Below are 23,789 nucleotides of genomic sequence, written 5' to 3' on the forward strand. Positions count from 1 at the left end.
AAATATGACGGACAAGTCGATTAAAGAGTTAGCTCTCAGTGTAGAACGTCCTGTTGAGAAGCTCCTAGAACAGGCTCGTGAAGCAGGTTTGCCTCAACGTACAGCAGACGATATTATTACCACTGAACAACAGGATACTTTAGTCAATCATTTGAAAAAAGTGCATGGTCAGGAAAGTGGTAACACAGGAAAAATTGCGTTGAAACGTAAAACAACCAGTACCGCTAAAGTTGCAAGTACTTCAGGTAAAGCAAAAACAATTAACGTAGAAGTACGTAAAAAACAGGTTTTTGCTAAACCAAACCCTGAACAAATTGCAGCTGAAGCTAAAGCACGTGCAGAAGCTGAAGCTAAAACACGTGTAGAACAGCAAACGCGTGACACTGCACAGCAAAACGCGCGTCTTCAAACAGAGCAAAAAGCAAAAGCAACTTTAGATGCTATGCGTGCTGCTCATAAACAAGATAGCGCTGCGCAAACAGCTCCTAAAGCTGCTGTAGTCGTGAAAAGACGTGGTGGTGGTACAGTAAAACCTGCACCAAAACCAGCAGAAACATTAGAGCAAAAGAAAGCGCGTGAAGCACAAACAGCTCAGTTAAAAGCAACTGAAGAAGCTGCGCGTCGTAAAGCGGCTGAAGAAGCTCAGCAACGTACACTTGAACAAATGCGCAAAATGGCGTCTAAGTATTCAAATGACGAAGCTGCTACGACAATTCGTGTGATTGATGATTCTCCACTTGCTTCAGGTCTAGTTGGCCAAGCTTATGAAGATTCATTTAAGCAAGAAGACCGTGAAATTAAACGCGGTGGCGCAACCACTAACCCTCGTTCGGGTAAAAAAGGTGGCCGTCGTGGTCAAGAAGAGCAAAGCTTTGTTAACCATAACAAACGTGGTTTAAAATCAAGTCAGGCAAATAAGCATGGATTTGAAAAGCCAGTTAAAAAGCAAGTTTATGATGTAGAAATCGGTTCAAGCATTGTTGTTGCCGATCTTGCTCAAAAAATGGCGATTAAAGTACGTGAAGTTATCAAATCACTTATGAAAATGGGTGAGTTGGTTAATCAAGAACAAGCTATTGATCAAGATATAGCAGCACTTGTTGTTGAAGAAATGGGCCATAACCCTGTTTTAGTTTCTGATACACAAGCGGAAGATAATTTGCTTGAAGCGGCTGAAGAAGCACGTGGTGAGCAAACAACTCGTCCGCCAGTTGTTACTATTATGGGTCACGTTGACCATGGTAAAACATCATTGCTTGACCGTATCCGTCGTTCGAAAGTGGCGGCAGGTGAAGCAGGTGGTATTACCCAGCATATTGGTGCATATCACGTTGAAACAGACAAAGGAATCATTACATTCCTTGATACACCGGGACACGCTGCGTTTACTTCAATGCGTGCACGTGGTGCTAAAGCAACGGATATCGTTGTATTGGTTGTTGCGGCAGATGACGGTGTAATGCCACAAACTGCAGAAGCAATTGACCATGCGCGTGCAGCAGGTACTCCAATTATTGTTGCAATCAACAAAATGGATAAAGAGTCTGCTGATGTAGACCGTGTGTTAAACGAATTAACAACGAAACAAATCGTTCCAGAAGAATGGGGTGGTGATGTTCCGATTGCTAAGGTTTCTGCGCACAGTGGACAAGGTATTGATGAACTCCTTGATTTAATTCTTATTCAATCAGAATTGATGGAATTAAAAGCATCTGCTGAAGGTGCTGCACAAGGTGTTGTTATTGAAGCGCGTGTTGATAAAGGCCGTGGTGCAGTAACTTCTATTCTTGTTCAAAACGGTACATTAAACATTGGTGACCTTGTTCTTGCAGGTTCATCATATGGTCGTGTCCGTGCAATGTCTGATGAAAATGGTAAGCCTATTAAATCAGCAGGACCATCTATTCCGGTAGAAATTCTGGGTCTTCCAGATGCTCCGATGGCAGGTGATGAAGTTCTTGTTGTAAATGACGAGAAGAAAGCACGTGAAGTTGCTGATGCTCGTGCTGACCGTGAACGTCAAAAACGTATTGATCGTCAAAGTGCAATGCGTCTTGAAAATATCATGTCGTCAATGGGTAAAAAAGATGTTCCTACAGTGAACGTTGTTTTAAGAACTGACGTACGTGGTACTTTAGAAGCATTGAATGCAGCTTTACATGAATTATCTACTGATGAAGTAAAAGTTCGTGTAATTAGTTCGGGTGTTGGCGCGATTACTGAGTCTGATGTGATTCTTGCTGAATCTTCAGAAGCTGTATTGTTAGGCTTTAACGTTCGTGCTGATACGACTGCTCGTCAGAGAAGTGATCAAGACGGTATCGATATTCGTTACTACAGCATCATCTATGAATTGATTGATGATGTGAAAGATGCCATGAGTGGTAAACTTGCTCCTGAGCATCGTGAAACTATCTTGGGTGTTGCTGAAGTACGTGAAGTATTCCACTCAAGTAAGTTTGGTGCAGCAGCAGGCTGTATGGTACTTGAAGGTGTATTGCATCGTAATAAACCGATTCGCGTATTACGTGATGACGTGGTTGTGTTCCAAGGTGAGCTTGAATCTCTTCGTCGCTATAAAGAAGTGGTTGAAGAAGTTCGTGCCGGTATGGAATGTGGTCTTGCGGTGAAAGGTTATAAAGACATCAAAGTGAAAGATAAAATTGAAGTCTATGATGTTCAATTGATTAAACGGAGTCTTTAATGGCGGGTAGCCAACGCTTAAAGCGCATGGCGGATTCAGTGCAACGCGAGTTGTCTGAGCTGATCCGTCAAGAGCTTAAAGATCCTCGCTTAGGTGGTCTAGTGACCATCTCTGCGGTGAAAGTCAGTGCAGACATGGGTTATGCTGAAGTTTATGTCACTGTAATGGGACGTGAGCTTGGTGATGAGCAAAGTGAAGCAGCAAATAAAGAAACTTTAGAGGTATTAAATAAAGCTTCTGGTTTCTTGCGTCATGAATTGAGTCGTCGTATCAAGACACGTATTACGCCAAGATTGCGTTTCCATTATGACAAAACGAATGCCTATGGTAACTATATGTTTGGTCTGATCGAGAAAGCGGTAAATGATTTACCGAAACGCGAATCAGATGACGAACAGTAATATAAATTAAAAATAAAAAAGCCACCTTCGGGTGGCTTTTTTATTGGTTGGCTTTTTTCCTTTATTCTTTAGGAGGGTCCATAGGAGGTTTGTTTTGCGAGAAACGCTGTCCTATTTTATAACGATCCCAAGGCAAAGGGCGTTCAATTGCTTCAGGAACTTCCCCACTCAGTGAGCGCAAGCGTAAATGTAGCGCGGCTTGAGCAATTAAATTTGCTGAAACCGGTGCAGTAATAAAAGCTAAAAGTGTGATCAGTAACTCGGCAAAACCAAAGCGGCCTTGAAAAGCGAAAAAGATCATGGAAGCAATCAAGAAACTGCCTAATCCTAACGTACTCGATTTTGTCGGGGCATGTAAGCGCATGAATAAGTCAGGTAAGCGGACCATACCAATTGAGCCGACTAACATAAAGAAAGTGCCAAAGACCAGAAAGACCGAAACCATAATTTCCATTACGAACTGCATTTTGATCTCTCCTTAATCGATAACATGACCAGTTGTGAAGTAACGTGCTAAGGCTGCTGTAGATACGAAACCTAGCATAGCAACCAGTAGGGCTCCTTCAAATAAAGAGGTCGTCATCCAATAAATGCCTAAAACAACAATGAGGCAAATTGCATTTAAGAAGAGAGTGTCGAGTGCTAAAAGTCGGTCTACAATTGATGGTCCTATGACCAATCTGAAAAGGCAAAGTAGCATAGAGATTGTAATGGCAATCGAGCTAATACCTAGAGCATAGGGTAGGATGGTCATACACTTGCCTCCGTTTCTCTTTTTACATCAAAAATTTCCATGAGTGGAATTTCATAACGTTGTTTGATGTCTTGAATGTCAGATTCGGTATCATCCGTACTCAAGGCGTGAACCAGAATATCTCCACGTTCTTGATCAATACCCGCAGAAACTGTACCAGGCGTTGTCGTAATGATCATTGCCAGTAACGTATTGACCTGTTCGTGTTCCGTTTCTAGCGGCACACGATACCATTTAGGGTGTAAATTTTTGGTAGGTCCTAAAACGAGCTTTGCGACTTTAAAGTTGGAAATGACAATATCCCAAAGAACTACAAAGCATAATTTAACAGTTGGTTTCCAGTGAATATGCGGCGTTCGGGTAATAAACGGTTTGACTAAACGAGGAATAATTAAACCCAACAGCACCGCCGTCAAAAGATCACTAGCATCCAGACTATGTGACAGCATCAGCCAAAATAAGATGATAAGAATTGAAACAAATGGATGTGGAAACCAGCGTTCAAGCAAATGAGATAACTGCATTGTTATGGCTCCATAGGTTTCAATTGACTTTCATCAACAATGGTAGGCGTTTGTAGTTTGTCCTGTTGTTGAATTTGCCGATGTTTATATTCAGAAATATGTTCACCGTTGAAGGTATCTTTCGAAATAATATCTGGAACGAGGTAAGCATTATGATCTTCAACTTCGCCCCCATATTTAGTTTCTGGTAGGTAACCCGGATCAAATGGTTGCACGCTGATAACTTCACCATTTTTATCTACTTTAAGGATCGTGCGTTGGTAAAGTGCATGGTCTTGAATTTGCTGGGCTGTACTTAGTGTGTAATTCTGAATAGGTGCAGCAAATATGACATAAGCCATTAAGCCAGCAAGTAACACATAAATCACTTGATCATTACGTAGTGGTGCTCGCTCTGGTAAGGCTCGATAAAGTATATACGCTGGATGGATTGGATCTTCCTCTGGAGGCGTTGCTCGCCAGAACAAGATAAAACCAACACGTGTTAGAGCAATAATACTTAATAGGCTTACAACAAGCACTACTCCAATAATCCATGCTTGGTAACTGGTTTCAACTGTCGCTTGTAAAATGAATACTTTTCCGAGAAAACCACTAAAAGGTGGTAAGCCAGCCATCATCATCGCAATGGTGAAATAAGTAAATGCAGCAGCTTTTTCTTGTTTGATTCTTGGTGCAACTTTTAAATGATCTTTAAAATCTCCACGCTGTGAAGTTATCCATCCACAAAATAGATAAAAAGCTGCTCCAATCAGTGTACTGTGCACTAAATAATATAAAGCACCAGACCATGCCTGTGTATTCGACATAGCAATTGCTATGAGCAAGGTACCAATTGAAGAAAGTACCATAAAACCGACAAAGCGTCGTAAACGATCTGCTCCAATGGCAGCAATCACACCATACAGTGAAGTAATCAAACCTATAGGAAGTAACCAGCTTTTTAAGATTTCTTGACTAAGTGCATCGTCAAATACGGTTCCATTCACACGCAAAATCGAATATATACCGACCTTGGTCATAATAGTGAAAATTGCAGCTACTGGCGTACTAGCAACCGCATAAGTTTTTGGTAGCCAAAAACCTACAGGAAGCATAGCTGCTTTAATGCCAAACACGACAAATAAAAGTAAGGCACCGGCTACAGCTAATTTGTGTTGATCTGCTTCGAGTGTCGGAATAAGGCGTGAAACATCTGCCATATTGAGGCTACCCACACTGCCATAAATCATACCAAGGCCGATTAAGAATAGGGCAGAGGCTAGAAGATTGATAATGACATAGTGAACGCCAAGTTGAAAACGTGGTTTGCCTTGCCCATGTAAAAGCAAAACATACGAAGCCATTAATAAGATTTCAAAAAAGACGAAAAGGTTAAATAAATCGCCTGTTAAAAATGCTCCGCAGATACCCATTAACAAGAAATGCACCATGGCATGAAAATAGCGTCCACGGGTATCCCAATTGTCGCTTGCATACCATAAAACTGGGACGACTAACGCATAGGTCAGTACCAACATAAAAGCAGAAAGACGATCTAATACGAGCACAATACCAAACGGTGCTGACCATTCACTCAGTTGGTAAATGGTAATTTGGCCCGTGCTTGCAAAGCTCAAATATACAATTGAGGTAATTAATCCAGCAATTGCGGAAACAAGACTAATGCCACGACGCCATGGTTGTCGCCAGTCATCTTTTAACGCACCTGCTCCTGGGTTGCCTAGCAGTAATAATATAAAAGCAGTAAATGCTGGGATGAGAATGCTAAAAATAGGCGCATGTTCTTGCCAGAAAGATAAAAAATCAAACATTACGGCTCATCCTCGCGTGGGTCGTATGTTGGAGAGATGTCTTCTTTAGCATCAACATGATCACTACCTGATTCATAACGGCTACGCAACGCCAGTTGTACAATAAAGGCGGTGGTTGCAAAACCGATCACAATGGCTGTTAACACTAGCGCTTGAGGAAGTGGATCGGTTATTTTTGTTGTTTCGGTTAAAATTGCGGGTGAGCTGATTTGTAATCGGCCCATAGCAAATAAAAATAGGTTTACAGCATAGCCAATTACAGCTAATCCAAGCACAACAGGGAAAGTACGAGCACGTAAAATCAGATAAATACCTGTGGCAACAAGTAAACCAATAGCAGAAGCCAATAAGAATTCTAAACTGATCATGATGATTCCTCCCGATGGGGTACTACAGGACCAGCCATGCTTGAATGGCGAGAGTCTCCTAATACCGAGATGAGCAACATCGTTGCACCAACCACGGTGATATAAACGCCTAAGTCAAAACTTGCAGCCGAAGCCAAATGTAATTTTCCTAGAATTGGTAATTCAACATATACGTGAGCGCTGGTGAGGAATGGGCGTAACCAGAACCATGCAGCTACACCAGTAAGCCCGGCAATTGTTAAACCTGAACCAATCCAGACTTCGTAAAGACGGCCTGATTTTGCTTTGAGTAATTGTTCAGTTTGGTCTTGACCTAGCGCAATATATTGGATGATTAACGCCATTGAGGTGATTAGACCTGCAATGAAGCCACCGCCGGGATAGTTATGTCCTCGCATAAAGATATAAACACTCACGACAAGTGCTAATGGCAATACCCAAGAGGCTGTAATACGGAACATGAGCGGAGATGGATTAAAACGGTAGGTGAGGCCTTGAGTCGTGGTAGTACCATGTACACGCATGCCATCCATGAGACAAAGTGAACCAATAGCAGCAATACCTAGCACCGTAATTTCACCAAACGTATCGAAACCACGGAAGTCAACTAAAATGACATTTACAATATTGGAGCCGCCACCAAGTGGTAATGACTGTTGGGCAAAGAACCATGAAATCGAATTATGATCACGGGTTAAAATCAGCCACGTGATCCAGCCTATTCCTAAACCTCCAACAATAGCTAAAGCGGCATCTCTTAAACGTCTGGAACGAAGAGATTCATACGGCGTTAGCTGTGGAAGTAAAGATAAACTCATTAATAAAAGAACAGTGGTTACAACATCCACGGTAATTTGAGTCAATGCCAAATCTGGAGCTGACATGGTGACAAATACCATCGTTACAACCAGACCAATTGCACCACTAATAAGGACTGCTTTAATACGTTCATGGTGGAACCACAGCATCATCCAGCAACCTGAGAATAAAGTTAGCCAGAGAACTATGGCAATCCATGGGGCATGAGTGAGTTCACGTGTGCCTGTGGTGAGCCCTTGATTGAGTAGCGGCATAGTTACCATGATGATGCTAAAAGCAATGATCAAAAATAAGTAACTTTGCAATGAGCCATTTTCAGTTTTTTGTTTGATTTTTCGGCTTGTGAGCAACAGATGTTTTAAAAATAGGTCAAATAAAATACGGCCTTGTAATCTGCCTAAACGTGGGTCAAGGTCAATTTTACGAATTGTGCCATCTTTTGCTAAAGCAAAATAGAAGAGTGTGCCGCCCACTAAAGCAATAATACTCATCACAAGAGGAGCATTAAATCCATGCCAGATTGCAAGATGAGTTCCAGCAAATTCTGGTTGCATTAAGCTTGCTCTCGTTACGCTATTTACCAGCGGCTCTACCAATAAAGAAGGTAAAACACCGACCAAGATACATAGCACAGCAAGAAGAATGGCTGGCGCACGCATGCCGATTGGGGGTTCATGTGCATTTTTATTTGGAACGTGTTTACCAATTGGACCATCAAAAAACACGCCGTGCACTAAGCGGATTGAATAGCTCACTGCAAAAATACCAGCCAGAGTTGCAATAATACTGGCAAAAATAACTGCTGAACCTGAAAGGTTTGCCAATAGCTCGGTAAAGAACATTTCTTTAGAAATAAAGCCATTGGTGAGTGGTACACCTGCCATTGATGCAGCAGTGATCATGGTTAAAGTGGCAGTAAAAGGAAGTAGCTGCCAAATACCACTGAGTTTTCGAAGATCACGTGTACCCGTTTCATGATCAATAATCCCTGCAAGCATAAAGAGCGCTGCTTTAAATGTTGCATGGTTAATAATATGAAAAATAGCAGCAGCAACTGCTAAAGGTGATCCTATCCCAAGTAAGCAAACAATCAGACCTAAATGACTAATTGTTGAATAAGCCAGTAAGCCTTTTAAATCTTCTTTGAAAATAGCAAAACAGGCGGCCATACAGAGAGTGAATAAGCCGACAAACGTCACAATATTATGATAGAGCGCAGCACCTACAAAAATTGGTAGTAAGCGGGCTAGCAGGAAAATTCCTGCTTTTACCATGGTTGCAGAGTGTAGATAGGCTGAAACAGGGGTTGGCGCAGCCATTGCATTTGGTAACCAGAAATGAAATGGGAACTGAGCACTTTTAGTGAAAGCGCCAAGTAAAATCAGCAGTAACATTGGAGTGAAAAGAGTATGAGCCTGAATGGCATCTTTCATTCCCATGATGTCATTAATTTCATAGGTCCCCGTGATTTGTCCTAATAGAACAAATCCCCCCAATAACGCCAAACCGCCCATCCCTGTAATGGTGAGCGCCATTCGAGAGCCGCGCTGAGCAGCTTCATAATGACTCCAGTAGCCCACTAATAAGAAAGATGAAATACTGGTGAGTTCCCAAAATACTAATAAAATAATTAAATTATTGGATAGAGAAATACCCAGCATTGCTGCCATAAACAGCATGAGTAAAGCATATAGTTTGCTTAAAGAATTTTTAGGACCGAGGTAATAATAGGCGTATATATAAATGAGTGTACCGATACCGGTAATAAGCAAAGAAAATAATAAGCCAAGCGCATCGAGCCTGAAGCTTAGATTAATTCCTAATTGAGGTAACCAATCCCAGCTTTGTTGAATGCTTGCACCACCAAGCACAGTTTTTGCTTGAGTCAGTAATAAACCGAAACTGGTTAAACTGACTCCGATTGCCCCTAAAGCCGTTACTCCACGCGAGAACCGTTGAAGCAATGAAACAAGGGTGGTGCCTAATATTAACGGTAATAAGATAATTATCGGTAGCACACTCGTATCCATATGTGATTTAGGCCGAGACCTAAAAGTGAAATTTTAATTTCAGAATAGATAGGAATTCAAAGAGATTTCCAAGGCTTGTATTCTGAAAGCCCAACCAAATTAGAAAAATAAAGCGAGAAACAAGTTGTATTGCGCAACTTGAAGAATAAAAACGCAAAATGAAATTTATTGTACACTAAAAAAGCAGTAAAAATCTGATGTTATTACATGTAGTAACAACATCTAATGATTTTAAAGCTTAAAAATCCTGCTTAAACTATATATTGTGCGAGGCTGAATTTCACTCTAAAAATAGAATAAATAGGTCGTAAAATTTAAGCTGAAGGTGTTTCTTCAGGCATGTCTCCAGCATGAATCATGCGTAATAATTCATTTTTTTGTTGTTCATTTAAACTCTGAATTTGCTGAAATAAAATATCAATTTGTGCTGGAGATGGCGTTGGGTCAACCAAGCTGAGTGCTTGCGTCTCTGTATGAGATACCAACGGTTCACTTCTTTGCAGCAAGGTATAGATGTCTTCAAGCTGTTGCTGAGTGGTATTTAGGTCAAGGTGGGTAACTTTACCATTTTCTAATTTTAAACATTGATAGGCTGAGGCATGTTCGAGTAACTCTTCACGACTTCCAGTTGCAATAATTTGTAAGCGTGGAAATGCCTGATGGAGCCGATTCAAGATTTCTGAACAATGAGTAGAGTCAAGCTGTGCATCAATTTGATCAATTAACAAGATTCCTTCACCTTCGAGGCAAGGATTTAAACTTAATGGATTGAGTATACAGAGTCTGCGAGCGACATCACCTACCAAGGCGATCCATGTTTTTATGGTGCTCGAAAGCTGATGAAACGGTAAGGTCTGACCATCGTAGTCAACCATGAGTTGAAGTCGGGGTTGATATTGTAAATATAAATCTTTGAGCTCTGGCAAAACAAATTTTAATGCATTTTTGAGTGCGTAGAGATTAGGTGATTGAAGCTGTGCAGGTTGCCCAGATAACTCTTTTTGAAGTTGGTTTAAGAGTTCTGTCTGATCTTGTGGATCTGATTGCTTAGACCTAATCCGTTGTACCACATATGCAGCTTGGGCATTTTCGATATCGCTAATTTCACGTAGCCATTCAAAAAAGCGAGTAAAGGTTGTAAATGGAAGCGGACTAATGTCATAGGCTGAAATAGCTTGGGTAATGCCCGGTAAATTTTTATTGAGCAAGTTAATATCATTTACAAATCGCTCGGCTGGGTAGTAAGCGACTAAAGGCAGACCTTGTAATGGATCTTTCTTTGTTATCTGTTGATACAGAGCCATAGCCTGATCAAGTTGTTGAGTTTCGACTTGACTAATGCCTAGGCCACTTGCATTTAAGGTTTTAAATAGTTTCCAGCTACACAAAGAGGAATCGGTCTGCTGAGCAGAGGTGGCTTCTGGCAAATGGCCAATTTCTGGTGGAATTTGAAGCGTAATTTCGATTTTTGCTTGTAGGCGTGATTGAGTAATATCTTGATCAGACATGACTATGCCAGGGCTACGTAAATCTTTAAGACGTGCAGGGAGCCAAGTTAAAGCATGGTAAGTATGTTTAAGTAACATACTTTTCCCAGTTGCCTGCTCACCTAAAATTAAGGTAATAGGCTGTTTTTCATATTGAAACTGTATTTTAAGATCATGAAATAGAGCAATATGTTTAAATTGGATAGATTCAAGTTTCATAGGCTCACCTAAGTATGAGCGCTTCAACCAACCGATTGACGAAGACTTAAAGGCGCCCTTAGTTTTAATTGTTGTATCAGATCATAAAGATGATGGATATTTAGACTTACTTTAGCACGAGTACAGGCAACGTAAAGTAATCTTAATTCTTCATCGGTAATCTTGTGTTCTAAGCCATTAATTTTAAATTGATAGTCATCTTCAATATGAACGCGGTTCCATTCCAGCCCTTTAGCTTTATGCGCGGTAGAAATGACATAATCAGCTTGCTCAATTGGAGTAATCTTTGCAAGTGCTTTTTTTAATGGGTCCGTCCCGTGATCATCAACCAATTTAACTAAAGGTTTAATGTCACTACCTTCATTGGTCTCACAATATTCATGGACATCATGCCATGAATTGAACCACGCTAATTCAGGAACATCAGTAACCCGTTTTCCTTGTTTCAAGAGGCTTGCAGCATCTACAAAACGGTTTAGCTTTTGATGATCCGCTTGTAAACTCACTTTATCACCGTGAACTAAACCTGCCAGTAAAAGTTCCATTGCGCGAGCATTGGTGCGGCATAAAATTGCGTCACGCATCTTGGTGTGAGGTTTATTGACTACACTTGATTTCTGGTTCGGATTGCCAAGTAGGGGAACAGTCTCGTTTAAGCCGCCCAGTAGTGAATTGGCAACATCGGCAATCGACTCACCAAAACGAAAAGAAGTGGTTAGGCGAGATTCAGGTAATGGTAATTGCTGCATGGCATTAATTGCGCCACGCCATGCATAAATCTGCTGATGAGCATCACCGACGTAAATCACCTGCGTATTTTTTTGACGAAGCAAAATACCTAGCATTAAAGGATCAGCATCTTGGGCTTCATCAAATAATACGTAGTCAGTTGGAATATTCGGTTCAGATAATGCCCAAAGTTTAAGATAAATATCGTGCCCAATTCCAGCTTGATGGTTCGGGTCAATCGACTCTAACCAACGTCGTTCAACAGCAGGGTATAGGTGCTTTTGTAATTCAGTAATATCGTCTGCATGTAGCCAGTTGGGTGCTTGAATATGGCGTGGTGCAGGATATTGAGAGCTCGTTGAACAGAAGTAGCTGACAGCATTGGCCACAAGACTTGCTAAGCGGCTTGGCATTAAGACATATTTCTCGTAACGCCCACCCATCATCCGCCGTAAAGTAATCGGCTCTAGTCGATACTCTTTAGCAATAAAGCTTGGGCTTAAGCGTGGCAGACGTAATTTATCAGTTACGCCGCGAGGGACACTACGAAAGGCAAGTGAGTGAAAAGTACGGCAGTCCACATTGCGATGAAATTTGTTTTGTGCTTCACCAGCAATCGCCTTGTTAAATGCCAAATACATACCGCGCCGCTCAGGCATGGCATCACTAATCATTTGCAAAGTGGTGGTTTTACCTGTGCCAGCATAGGCAATCACTTTAAATGATTGCCCAAGACGTGCGTTGTCTATGGCAATCGCTTGCTCATAGGTAGCTTTAGGTTTTTCAATATTCGACACTGAGTGATTTTATACCTTGTTGCGGTTAGCTTTTTCAACTAAACCAGATAAGCCCTGACGACGAGCTAATTCATCAATAATAAGTTGTGGGTTAATATCGAAATAACCCAACATGACAATAGTATGGAACCACAAATCGGCTGTTTCATAAACGAGATCGTTTAAGTTGGCTTCTGAGTCCTGTACTGCAAAATCTTTAGCGGCAATAATAGCTTCTACGCTTTCTTCGCCCACTTTTTCTAAAATTTTATTGATGCCTTTTTTATAGAGGCTGGCAACATAAGAGGTATCTGCTTCAGCTTGCTTACGCTCTTGCATCAATTGCCCTAAGTGAGCAAGTACGTCAACTTGCTCGGTAGTTTGTGCATGATCGTGTGCTTCGGCTTTAGCTTTTTCACCGTAAATTGCAGTAGGGTCTTTTAACTGTGCATCGACAATTTCCCAACCTTGTGGGGTGAGTTTACGGTAGAAACAAGACTCACGACCCGTATGGCATGCAATACCACCGTGTTGTTCAATTTGTAGCACAATCACGTCGCCGTCGCAGTCCAGACGAATTTCATAAACTGTTTGGAAATGGCCTGATTCTTCACCCTTGTGCCAGAGTTTTTGGCGAGAGCGAGAGAAATAAACGGCCTGATTTTTTTCTGCTGTTAACGCGAGTGCTTCACGGTTCATCCACGCCACCATCAAAACACGTCCAGTTTGATGATGTTGAGCAATGGCAGGGATAAGACCTTGTTCGTTAAATTTTACTTCATCGAGCCATTGCGTGTTATTCATGAGGAATCACCAAAGAAATATGAACTATAAATTGATTTAAGTCAGATGCTAAAAAATAGCTTGTATAGTGTACGGCATCAGCGTCGCTTTGCCGAGAAATTCTTTGCGCTTTTTGTCTTTGTCAGCTTAATGAGCAGCTTATCTTTATTACTTGTCAGTACGTTATTTAAATATTTCGTGATGCTTAAAACCAGAGGATTAAGATGGCTAATGTCCAAAGGTTATTCTTTTATTTTAAAACATTTATATGCTAAATCTAAGAATAACCCTTGCTAAAGTTAACTTATTTCATGACCCGCCAAAGTGCCAATAAACTACTCAGCACAATAAGAATAATCGAAACAAACCACGGACTAATAATCGCGATAGTTAATAAAATTACGATAATGCTTCCGAACATCCAACTGCGGCGTTGTTGATGTTCCATTTGCAAACGAAGTTGCTGAATTTCGCGTAACTGACGGTCTTGCCAAGCAGATTGATTTTTTAAACCATTTAAACTATCAATAATTAAGCTTGGGAAATCTTGAGCACCTAAAAGTAGGTCAGGTAGTTGCTGTCCTAACTCTTTTATATTTTTGACTGGGTTCATGTTGGCCTTGACCCATTCAGTCAAAATTGGTTTTGCCAATTTCCAGATATCGAGTTGAGGGTATAGGTCTGTTCCAAGCCCTTCGACATGCACTAAAGTTTTTAGCAACAGCATGAGTTGCGGTGGAATCTCTAAATGGAAGCGACGGGCAATATCCATCACTTGAATCAAGATGCCAGCAAAATCAAGTTGGTCCATTGGTTTGGATACCATTGGTCCAACGGTGCGACGCATTTCACGTGAGAGTGCATCTTGGTCTGTGCCCGGTGGAATCCAGCCAGCTTGGTGCACAATTTGAATGAGCTGCATAAAGTTGCTGTTCATTACAGCAAGCAACATGCGGGCAATCGTCATCTGGTCATGCTTAGACAACTCACCCATAATCGCACAGTCCAGTGCAATAAAGCGTGGATTGCTTGGGTTAATTGTTTCTACAAAGACATTACCGGGGTGCATGTCGGCATGGAAAAAGTTATCGCGAAATACTTGCGTGAAGAAAATGGTTAATCCTTTTTCTGCAAGTTGCGCGCGGTCCATGCCTAGACGGTCAAAGGTCGCCGTATCTGAAATAGGAACACCTGTAATACGCTCTGCCACCATGACATCTTTGGTGTCCATGTAGACTTCAGGCACATACATCATGGTTGAGCCAGTAAAATAGTGGCGCATACGACGGGTATTGTCTGCTTCAATACTCAAGTCCAGCTCATTTAAAATAATCTGGCGGTAGTCTTGAATAATTTCAGTGAGATGTAAGGCACGAGCCGCCTCAAGACGACTTTCTAACGTATTGCCTAACCATGCCAAAATTTCAAAATCTTGCAAAATTTGATTGCGAATGTCTGGACGAGTCACTTTAATAACGACTTCACGACCATCATGTAAAGCAGCAGTATGAACTTGTGCAATTGACGCAGCAGCTAGTGGCTGGTCATCAAAGCGCGCAAACAAGGTATTTACGTCAGCTTTTAACGATTCTTGAATACGTTGTTTGGCAACCTCTACATCGAAAGGCTTTACCTGATCTTGCAGTAAGACCAATTGCGAGAGTACTTCGGGTGGAATTAAATCACGTCGAGTTGAAAGCAATTGTCCAAGCTTAATTGCAAGCGGTCCCATATCTTCCAAAGCTTCTTTTAGCTTTAAAGGGTTTTTCCGTTCACGACTAGACCAGGCAGCCGGATGCATTTTAATAATACTTAATGCATGTTGAGCTTTAACTGGTAATTCATCCGCAGGGAACAACGTATCGAGTCTATAGTGCGCTGCAATACGCCAAAGTTCGAGTAAACGCGAAACGTGCGGAATCATATAAAGTCTTACCTAGTCTTGAGAGGGTTGTAGTTGTGCGTTGAGTTGCTGTAATCTTGCTTCTAGACGGTCAATATCTTGATTAAGCTTGCGAGTGGCTTGGCTTAAATCGTCCATTTCCCAACGAGGGGCAAATAGACCGCTGTCTTCTTTTAATGCATCTTCAGCAAAAAATAGATGGCTTTGTACAGAGCGTTTTAAATGTTTGGGTGCAAGTTGAATTTTGCCAATTTCATGGGCAAGTTGAGGCCCAACCCATCTTGATAAGTGCGCAGCTAAATCAGGTTCAGCTTGTTGCATGATTTTTTGAATATCCTGTAGCAGGTGATAATCACCTTGCAATGGGATATTGCCAATCTGATCTGGATCGCTGACCAATAGTTTGATCAACTCAATGACATCTTTAACATGCAAAGTTGCTGTAGCTTCAGAAGTTTTGAATTGCGCATCAAAAGGGCGTTGTTCAAAAATAGAAGGTTTTTCACTGTGCCCTGTTGCAGTAGGTTCAAGACGTACTTTTTCTTGGTCAAAGAATACATCGACAGAAAGTTGCGGACTGTCGATTACGACACGCAACATTTTGCCCTGTAACTGATTAAGCTGAATGCGAGTAACCGCATCCAGATCGATCAGATGATGAACGATACGTTCGACTGCACCGAGTGCCAGAATCGACCACATATCGTTAACCCTTACAGTTTGAAGCCACGGTGAACAGCAACGATACCCGCAGTAAGGTTGTGATAGTCACAGTTCTGGAAGCCAGCATTTTCCATCATACCTTTTAAGGTGCGTTGGTCTGGATGCATACGAATTGATTCAGCCAAATACTTATAACTTTCTGAGTCATTGGCAACTAATTTACCCATAATTGGTAACGCAGTGAATGAATAGAGGTCATAAAGTTTTGAGAATGGCTCAAATACAGGCTTAGAAAATTCAAGAATAAGTAAACGACCACCTGGCTTTAACACACGGAACATAGAAGCAAGTGCTGCATCTTTATCAGTCACGTTACGTAAGCCAAAACTAATGGTGAGTAGATCAAAGCTGTTATCTGCAAAAGGTTCTAAAGTTTCTGCATTGGCAAGTACGAAGTCGACATTGGTACAGCCTGCATCAATCAAACGGTCACGGCCTACATTGAGCATTGACTCATTGATATCTGAAAGAACGACATGGCCTTGAGGACCAACTTCGCGGCTGAATACTTTCGCCAAATCGCCTGTACCACCAGCAATGTCTAATACATGTTGGCCACGGCGTACACCCGACATATTAATTGCAAAGCGTTTCCAGAGGCGGTGAATACCAAATGACATCAAGTCATTCATCAAGTCATATTTGCTTGCAACAGAGTGGAATACTTCTGCAACTTTTTGAGCTTTATCTTCAGTTTTAACTGTCGAAAAACCAAAATGTGTAGTTTCACCTACGTTGCCAGTATTGCTAGCACCACGCGGTAAATTATATTTCGGCACAGACCCATTAACAGCTGTATCTGTTAAGGATTGCTGTAAAGTTTGTTGTTGCCCTTGAGGGGTACCTTGCGGTAATGGTGAGCTTAGGAATGGGCTAACTTTGTCTGAACTTTGTGCCTGCTCAGTTGGAGATGTTGGCTTTTGGTTTTCGTTAGACATATTGTCTCTCCTAGACTCAAACTCAAGTGAAACGGAATAAGTTCTGCATAATGACAGATTTTATCTATTTTTACAGGCGTCATCATGCAAATATAATGAATAAAATCTCAACTTCGCGAGGTTGAGTTTTTCTATGTGCCGACCTTATCATACTCTAAACGGATTCGGATGCCCTGAATGTACATTTTCAATAATCTGGCGTTCTTTTTCAGTAAAAGTCTTGATAAAGGTCTCGGCTGATTTTAACGGTTTCATTGCGCTAAAACCATCTTGAATAAAATCATACATCAATTCAAAGTGATATTTTTGGGCAATCCCTTTACACATTTTAAAAGCCGTAAACATCATAAATGAGCGCATGTATTTATCGAGTGCTGCACCTAAATCATCAAGAAGAGCAAGTTGTTGATAACGAGCTTCGGCCTGATCAAGTTTGGTCAGGGTTAAGCGCATAATTTCATCGGTTAATACTGTATTAGCTGGATAATCCTCAAGAAGCTGTATCGCCACTTGTTCATCAAGCTGAGTGGCAAGCACAGCTAAACTTACCGATTTAGTTCCAGTTTTAATCGCATTCTCAGGCAATACTTTTTCGGCTTTATGTGCATATTTCAATAGACGTTCAATTTGCGCTGCCAGGGCATCAAACTCTGGACCACCATATAAACGATTTAAAAAATACTGTGCCATCAGTTTGTGTTCAGGCAAGTTGAAAAATTCATGATGTGTATCTTTCATCCGTTCTTTTAGCCATGTTTGTACATCTTGCAAACGTTGGGCAAGCACTGGATTATCGTGATAATTAAATGTTTTATATTGTTGTAAAAGTTCATCAAAAGCAGCGAGTTTAGACATGTAAGACTCTAATATTGGGCTATTTACAAAAAATCATAAGAGGCATTGTAACCTTGTACTATGGCGAGAAGATGTAAAAAAAATGATTCATGCGTCAATTTTTAGATGGAATTTGGTCGCAATGACATAATTTGTATAGCAATTCATCATTTAAGCGCATAGGTTAAATGATATCGAAATTAAACAATAAATGATTAGAGCCGTGGACCATGAGTGAACAACAACCAAAATTTGAAATTCGAGATGAAGAACAGCTTTCAGTCGATTTGATTGAAGCACAATATGCTTTAAAAGAAAGTCGGGGAAAGCCCAATGCTAAAAGCACGCTTATTTTAATGAGTGGTATTGAGCTAGCAGGGAAAGGGGAAGCGGTTAAGCAGCTTCGCGAGTGGCTAGATCCAAGATATTTAAGAGTAAAAGCAGATGCGCCACGTGTGCTGACAGATACGGAAGCATTTTGGCAATCTTATTCAGAGTTTATTCCTACCGAAGGCCAAATTGTGGTGATGTTTGGCAATTGGTATAGTGATTTGCTCGTTACAGCAACGCATGTGTCTGAACCTTTAGATGAGGCACGCTTTGATGCTTACGTTGAAAGTATGCGGGCATTTGAGCAGGATTTGAAAAACAACTATGTTGATGTGGTTAAGGTCTGGTTCGATCTCCCATGGAAGTCACTACAAAAACGTTTAGACAAAATTGATCCGTCAGAGCAACACTGGCATAAGCTCCACGGCCTAGACTGGCGTAATAAAAAACAATATGACACTTTGCAAAAGTTACGGCGTCGTTTTACCGACGATTGGTACATTATTGATGGGGAAGATGAAACACAACGCGATCAGTTTTTTGCTCAGTATCTTTTACAACATATGCGTCAACTTCCTGACCACGAAACTGAAGTCAAAGGAAAATGGCAGCAAGCAAAAATTCCAGAGAGTTTATTAAAACCTTCTCAGGAGCAGTATGACAAAGCTGAATATAAAAAAGAGCTCAATAAACTAAGTAAAAAAATTGCTGATGCCATGCGTTTTGATAAACGAAATGTCGTGATTGCTTTTGAAGGCATGGATGCTGCAGGTAAAGGTGGTGCAATTAAACGAATTGTTAAAAACCTAGACCCGCGTGAATATGATATTCATTGTATCGGTGCACCTGAACGTTTTGAAGCTCGACATCCTTATTTATGGCGCTTTTGGAATCGCATTAATGAGGCCGAAAAAATTACGATCTTTGATCGGACTTGGTATGGGCGCGTACTCGTTGAACGTGTTGAAAGTTTTGCTTCGCCTTTAGAGTGGCAGCGTGCCTATGACGAAATTAATCGTTTTGAAAAAGATTTATTTGATAGTCAAACAATTGTGGTAAAAATTTGGCTGGCAATTAGCAAAGATGAACAAGAGCAGCGTTTTAAAGCTAGAGAAGAGACACCGCATAAACGTTTTAAAATTACCGCAGAAGATTGGCGTAATCGTGATAAATGGGATGATTATTTAAAAGCGGCTGCTGATATGTTTGAACGGACCAGTACTGACTACGCACCTTGGTATGTTGTGGCAACTGATGATAAATATACTGCACGTCTAGAAGTATTGAAGGCGGTTTTAAAACAGCTGAGAGCAGATTAAGCTCTCAGCTATAAGGTATTTACTAATTTACAATAGTGGTGCGGCTTTTTTGCTGAATACGTTTTGCAAGATTGTAACTGTCATTCAGATGAGTTTCTGCTATTTTTTTCATCATGAAATAGCCTAAACTTGCTGCTACAATTTGTCCGCCTAGCGGTATAAATTTAGTGACCTGTTTCGTTACGATTTTGCCCAAAAAGCCATTAAATGTTTTTTTAACAGTCGTGCGCGCCACTACAAAGCCTGAAAATTCAAAACCGCGTTTACGTAATTCATCCCAATGAATTGTTTTAGTTTTTGGGTCGTAAACACTAACGTGCTCAGGTGCTAAGCCAAAACGGGAATTGATATCTGGAATCAGGTGCGACAAAATTCCCAAATCTATCACCACGTCTAAAAAAGGAATCGGTACAATTGCCGCTCCTGCTGAGACGTAAGCTCTTTTTTTGATGAGGTCATGACACTCATCGCGAATTTGTTCCAGATTTAGGCTAGGATCAATATAGTCAGGAATGTTATCAATTTTCATAATGTTTACCTGTATGAGTTTCTTGATGGCGTTATTCAAACCAAGTGTAAGTGACACTTAAAGTTAAATTATGCTGTGTTTAAACCAACGTGACATAGTCAGATTCAGTTGTATAGTAATGAATGTTTATGATTTTGTGCATAAATTATGCAAGCAGGATATGAAATAAATGGGGATTCATGTTATTCAAAGTCAACGTATTGATGTGTTGTTGCAAGGGGTATTAGCGTCTACCTCACAAGCTTCAACGCATCCATTACAAGTTTTGAAAACCCAGCATTTTATTGTTCCAAGTCCTGCGGTCGAGCAGTGGCTGATACAAAAACTTGCAGAACAGCAGGGCATGAGTGCCAATTACCAGTTTCACCAACGGGTACGCGGCTTCCAGTGGTATGCCTATCAGCAAGTCTTAACTGCGCATAAAGAGCAGGTTCGTAAAGCGAACATCCCACGTTTGATCTTTAAATGGCGGGTTCATCAGGCTTTGTATGAATTTATACAGCCTGACACAATTGGCATAGATACTTCACATCCTCTCCATTCTATTGTTCAGCGCATTTATGACAGCGCAGACAGGCTTGAGCAAGGCATAGATAAACAACTAAAAAAACAGAAAATGCTGTATTGGGTCGCTGAACAGGTTGCCGATTTATTTAGCAACTATATGATTTATCGTGGACAGTGTCAGCGTGGTTGTGAAAATAGTTGTACGTGTCCGGAAAACTGGTTGTCTGCTTGGGGGCAGGGGCGAGCACTCGATATTGAAAAATATATTGTGCAAAAAGATGAAGAGGTTACTGCTTTTGCATTGCATCAAACTCAAGAACTAGAACGTTGGCAGCGTTGGTTGTGGCAGCAACATTTTCATGATGACTTTTTGCAGATGCAGCAAATTGATGAGTTATTTTGGCAAGAGTTAGCGCATCCAGACCGCAGTAAGCGCGCTATTTCAAGCTTACCTACTCAAGTGGTGATCTTTACGTTATTGGATTTACCACCAAGCCAGTTACAGTTCTTGCGTCGTTTAGGCCAATATATTGATGTGCTGATTTTGCACTATAACCCTTCACAAGAATATTGGGCTGATAGCGTCGACCCACTGTGGAAACAGCGCTATGACTTAGGGGTGAAAGAGCGGTTTATTGCAAAAAATCCAAAGGCAACTGATGCTGAAATTAGCGATTTCTTTAATAAATTTACACTCAACTTTAATGCTGAAGCACGTGAGTCTAGACATCCGCTTTTAACAAGATTGGGTAAGCAAGCCCGTGACCACTTCTCGCTATTATCAAATTTATCTATGGGTGAAGAGGGTAAGTGGATTGATGCTTTTGTGGATGATTTTCCTGAAAGTTTACTCGGTAAAGTTCAGTCAGATATTTTGCATTTAGTAGAACCTCAAGCTAAGCAATATGAGCTTGCTCCAGACGATGACTCTATTCAGATCCATGTTTGTCATTCGACTTTACGTCAGCTTGAAGTATTAAAAGAGCAATTAATCTGTTGGCTAGCCAAAGCATATGAGCAGCCGCGTCGTCCAAATGATATTTTGGTTTTGGTTCCTAATTTGGTTGACATAGAACCTTTAATTCGAAGTGTATTTCCCGCTACTGCCACTGAGCAGGGTGTGCATTTACCCGTGAAAATCGCAGGTGTTGCATCACTCGATGCACTCAACGCTTGGCGTGCCGTGATTGGGCGTATTCAACTGATGCAGGGGCGTTTTAGCTTTGACGATTTTGCTGACTGGTTAAGCTTGCATGCGACCCAGCAACGTTACGAACTTGAATATATTCAGGTTGAGCGAATTTTAAATTTACTTGCTGATGCAGGCTTTAAACGCGGACTTGATGCCGAGCATCTCAAGCGCAGTTTGTGTGAAGGTGATGACGATTATCGATATAGCTTTAAATTTGCTTTAGAGCGTTTGGCGCTTGGTATTGCTGTGCCTGTACATGCCACATTTAATCAGGTATTGAGTTATGCCAAAGTTCAATCGGGTGATTTTGAGCTGATTGGTACACTCATTCAGATTTATCAAGATTTGAATGAGCGCCGTGATTGGTTAACCCTGCATGAACAGGGGCAAGTCTATACAGTTGAATATTGGCTTCAAGTGCTGGGTAAAGATATTGTTGAATTTGAGCAGGTGGGTATTGCTGCTTTAAAAGCTGTTCGGGAAGTTGTAAAAAAACAAGAACGAATGTTGACGCTCGCAAGTTATTACGCCGAGACAGAAACAGGAACTTTGCGCAAAATTACGTTGCCACTGCCTTATATTATTGAAGAAATTCAGCGCACCTTAGAAGGCCAAAGTGCACAAGCTGAACCCACTGGGCAGATTACCTTTGCCCAAATTGGACATATTCGGCCATTACCCTATCGCTTAATGGTGATGTTAAATCTTGATGCAGGGCAATTCCCAAACCGTGATACACACGTTCCATTTGATTTAATGGATGCATTACGCCAACAGTTAGGCGACCGCTCTCGTCTTGAAGATGATCAGGGCGCTTTTCTAGATGCGTTGTTATTAGCCCAGGACAATTTATGGCTGTTTTATAACGGATTTGATGTGAATGACGGTGAGGTCCGAGAACCTTCCAGTATTCTTCAGGAGTTCCGTGAACACCTTGCATTAATTGTGAAAGCTGAAGGTGAGCTACCTGAAAATGTAGTCGTTGAAGGGATTGAAATTCCATCCCAGTTACAACAACTTTATCACCTCCATCATTTACAACCCTTCGATCCGAAAGGTTTTACTTTAGAAAAAAGTGTTGTTCGTTACCAAGATCACTGGTTTAAGGTGGCTTCACAAATTCAGCAAGTCTCAGGAAATCGTCAACCTTGGGCGAATACGACTTATCCGCTGCAAGCGCCTGACATGTTGGTTTTAGAAAGCCAGCAATGGATACAGGACGTGACGTTCCCCGCACGGTTATATTTGAAAACTTTAGGGGTAGAAAACTTAGGAAGTGTCGGACTGCTCGACCAAAATGAACCTTTATTGTTAGATGGTTTAGGGCGTTATGCAATTCGACATTTTTTACAGCAATCCGATCAACAAGCACAACCTGAGGTATTACTTGATCAATTGCCTGTAGGCAAAGTCAAATATAGCGCGTGGCAGCAAGGTGTTTTTGAACAAGAGTGCTTGCTTGAACGCCTCCATCATTATGCACCAGCGGTAACTGAAACGACTCAGCGAGTTTGGCGAATTGCCAAACAGCTTCATATGAATATTACTGTTCCAAAGTCTGAAACTCAGGATTGGGTCAGTATGGAGCCGTCGAGTGCTCGGGCAAAAAGACGTGCGAAAGTCTGGTTGGAACATCTACTTTGGTTGGCCTATCTTAATGAGGGAAGTGCTGGCGCTGAAAAACGCCGTATTGTAGTTTTTAGCGATCAAACCGTTATTTGTAGCGGCGTAAGTTCTGAGCAAGCTCGGCAATATTTACAGCCATGGTTTAAAATCTGGCGTTATGCTCAACAACAGCCACTAGTTTTGCCAGCAGCCTTATTATTAAAACCACTAGAAAAAGCCAAAGCATATCAGTGGGAAACAGCAAATCAGGCAGAAAAAGCAAAACTGGATGAGAAGAGTTATGCTGAGCTGTTAAAATACTGGAATGAAACAGGGTCATTTACCACCATGGATATGACTCAAAATGAAGCTTGCAAGCTGCATAAAGACTGGAGCTTTATTTTACAAGAACAAGATGCACAAGCTTTACTTCAAGATGCTTGCGATGAATTTGCGTATGATCTGTATCATCCAGTTTTTCAATTTCAACATTCGGAGTAA

General features: G+C 41.2%; 18 protein-coding genes. 4 read left to right on the top strand and 14 right to left on the bottom strand.

Going from position 1 to position 23,789, the window contains the following annotated elements; genetic code table 11:
* The first annotated feature begins 4 nt into the window (after positions 1-4).
* Together infB and MSG66_RS05075 are read left to right on the top strand one after the other, a co-directional pair.
* Positions 5-2,704 (top strand): translation initiation factor IF-2, encoded by a 2,700-nt coding sequence (infB, locus tag MSG66_RS05070; RefSeq protein ID WP_042894510.1) that lies wholly within the window; start codon positions 5-7, stop codon positions 2,702-2,704.
* Positions 2,704-3,105 (top strand): ribosome-binding factor A, encoded by a 402-nt coding sequence (locus MSG66_RS05075; protein WP_009393224.1) that lies wholly within the window; start codon positions 2,704-2,706, stop codon positions 3,103-3,105. The genes infB and MSG66_RS05075 overlap by 1 nt, the downstream gene beginning before the upstream one ends.
* A gap of 61 nt (positions 3,106-3,166) precedes the next feature.
* On the opposite strand, the gene MSG66_RS05080 is transcribed toward MSG66_RS05075, so the two are convergent.
* The 13 genes from MSG66_RS05080 to MSG66_RS05140 form a co-directional block, all read right to left on the bottom strand.
* Positions 3,167-3,571: a Na+/H+ antiporter subunit G gene (locus MSG66_RS05080; RefSeq protein WP_133975664.1), complete on the bottom strand. Its 405-nt coding sequence runs from the start codon at positions 3,569-3,571 to the stop codon at positions 3,167-3,169.
* Positions 3,572-3,583: 12 nt separating this feature from the next.
* Positions 3,584-3,859, bottom strand: a complete 276-nt coding sequence (locus MSG66_RS05085; RefSeq protein WP_133975662.1) for a monovalent cation/H+ antiporter subunit F — start codon at positions 3,857-3,859, stop codon at positions 3,584-3,586.
* Positions 3,856-4,383 carry a Na+/H+ antiporter subunit E gene (locus MSG66_RS05090; protein ID WP_042894523.1) on the bottom strand — a complete coding sequence of 176 codons (528 nt, stop codon included), beginning with the start codon at positions 4,381-4,383 and terminating at the stop codon, positions 3,856-3,858. Before MSG66_RS05090 ends, MSG66_RS05085 begins: the two co-directional genes overlap by 4 nt.
* Before the next feature lie 2 nt (positions 4,384-4,385).
* On the bottom strand, positions 4,386-6,197 hold the full coding sequence (locus MSG66_RS05095) for a monovalent cation/H+ antiporter subunit D (RefSeq protein ID WP_133975660.1): 1,812 nt from the start codon (positions 6,195-6,197) through the stop codon (positions 4,386-4,388).
* Entirely contained in the window at positions 6,197-6,565 is a 369-nt protein-coding gene (locus MSG66_RS05100; RefSeq protein ID WP_003654595.1) for a Na+/H+ antiporter subunit C, read from the bottom strand. Before MSG66_RS05100 ends, MSG66_RS05095 begins: the two co-directional genes overlap by 1 nt.
* On the bottom strand, positions 6,562-9,414 hold the full coding sequence (locus tag MSG66_RS05105; RefSeq protein WP_133975658.1) for a monovalent cation/H+ antiporter subunit A: 2,853 nt from the start codon (positions 9,412-9,414) through the stop codon (positions 6,562-6,564). The genes MSG66_RS05100 and MSG66_RS05105 overlap by 4 nt, the downstream gene beginning before the upstream one ends.
* Positions 9,415-9,728: 314 nt before the next feature.
* Entirely contained in the window at positions 9,729-11,120 is a 1,392-nt protein-coding gene (locus MSG66_RS05110) for an AAA family ATPase (protein ID WP_324652720.1), read from the bottom strand.
* 23 nt (positions 11,121-11,143) lie between these two features.
* A complete protein-coding gene (locus MSG66_RS05115) occupies positions 11,144-12,646 on the bottom strand; it encodes a UvrD-helicase domain-containing protein (RefSeq protein WP_042894533.1) in 1,503 nt (500 codons plus the stop codon).
* Positions 12,647-12,655: 9 nt separating this feature from the next.
* The gene (gene hisIE / locus MSG66_RS05120) at positions 12,656-13,429 is read right to left on the bottom strand and encodes a bifunctional phosphoribosyl-AMP cyclohydrolase/phosphoribosyl-ATP diphosphatase HisIE (RefSeq protein ID WP_133975652.1); all 774 of its coding nucleotides are present in this window, start codon (positions 13,427-13,429) and stop codon (positions 12,656-12,658) included.
* Positions 13,430-13,712: 283 nt separating this feature from the next.
* A complete protein-coding gene (locus tag MSG66_RS05125) occupies positions 13,713-15,332 on the bottom strand; it encodes an ABC1 kinase family protein (protein WP_324652723.1) in 1,620 nt (539 codons plus the stop codon).
* A 12-nt stretch (positions 15,333-15,344) separates the two neighbouring features.
* Entirely contained in the window at positions 15,345-16,013 is a 669-nt protein-coding gene (locus tag MSG66_RS05130; protein ID WP_324652725.1) for a hypothetical protein, read from the bottom strand.
* Positions 16,014-16,024: 11 nt separating this feature from the next.
* Positions 16,025-16,972 (bottom strand): bifunctional demethylmenaquinone methyltransferase/2-methoxy-6-polyprenyl-1,4-benzoquinol methylase UbiE, encoded by a 948-nt coding sequence (gene ubiE, locus MSG66_RS05135; RefSeq protein WP_324652727.1) that lies wholly within the window; start codon positions 16,970-16,972, stop codon positions 16,025-16,027.
* Positions 16,973-17,119: 147 nt separating this feature from the next.
* Positions 17,120-17,827, bottom strand: a complete 708-nt coding sequence (locus tag MSG66_RS05140) for an FFLEELY motif protein (RefSeq protein WP_324652729.1) — start codon at positions 17,825-17,827, stop codon at positions 17,120-17,122.
* Positions 17,828-18,036: 209 nt separating this feature from the next.
* Here MSG66_RS05140 and MSG66_RS05145 point away from each other — a divergent pair, with 209 nt between their 5' ends.
* Positions 18,037-19,455, top strand: a complete 1,419-nt coding sequence (locus tag MSG66_RS05145; protein ID WP_324652731.1) for a phosphate--AMP phosphotransferase — start codon at positions 18,037-18,039, stop codon at positions 19,453-19,455.
* Between the two features lie 22 nt (positions 19,456-19,477).
* Here the strand turns inward: MSG66_RS05145 and MSG66_RS05150 are convergent, their stop codons facing one another.
* Positions 19,478-19,984, bottom strand: a complete 507-nt coding sequence (locus MSG66_RS05150; protein WP_042894542.1) for a hypothetical protein — start codon at positions 19,982-19,984, stop codon at positions 19,478-19,480.
* Between the two features lie 169 nt (positions 19,985-20,153).
* On the opposite strand from MSG66_RS05150, the gene MSG66_RS05155 reads away from it, so the two are divergent.
* Positions 20,154-23,789 (top strand): exodeoxyribonuclease V subunit gamma, encoded by a 3,636-nt coding sequence (locus tag MSG66_RS05155; RefSeq protein ID WP_324652733.1) that lies wholly within the window; start codon positions 20,154-20,156, stop codon positions 23,787-23,789.

The organism is Acinetobacter sp. IK31 (genome assembly GCF_035615195.1).
GTDB classification, from domain to species: domain Bacteria; phylum Pseudomonadota; class Gammaproteobacteria; order Pseudomonadales; family Moraxellaceae; genus Acinetobacter; species Acinetobacter calcoaceticus_C.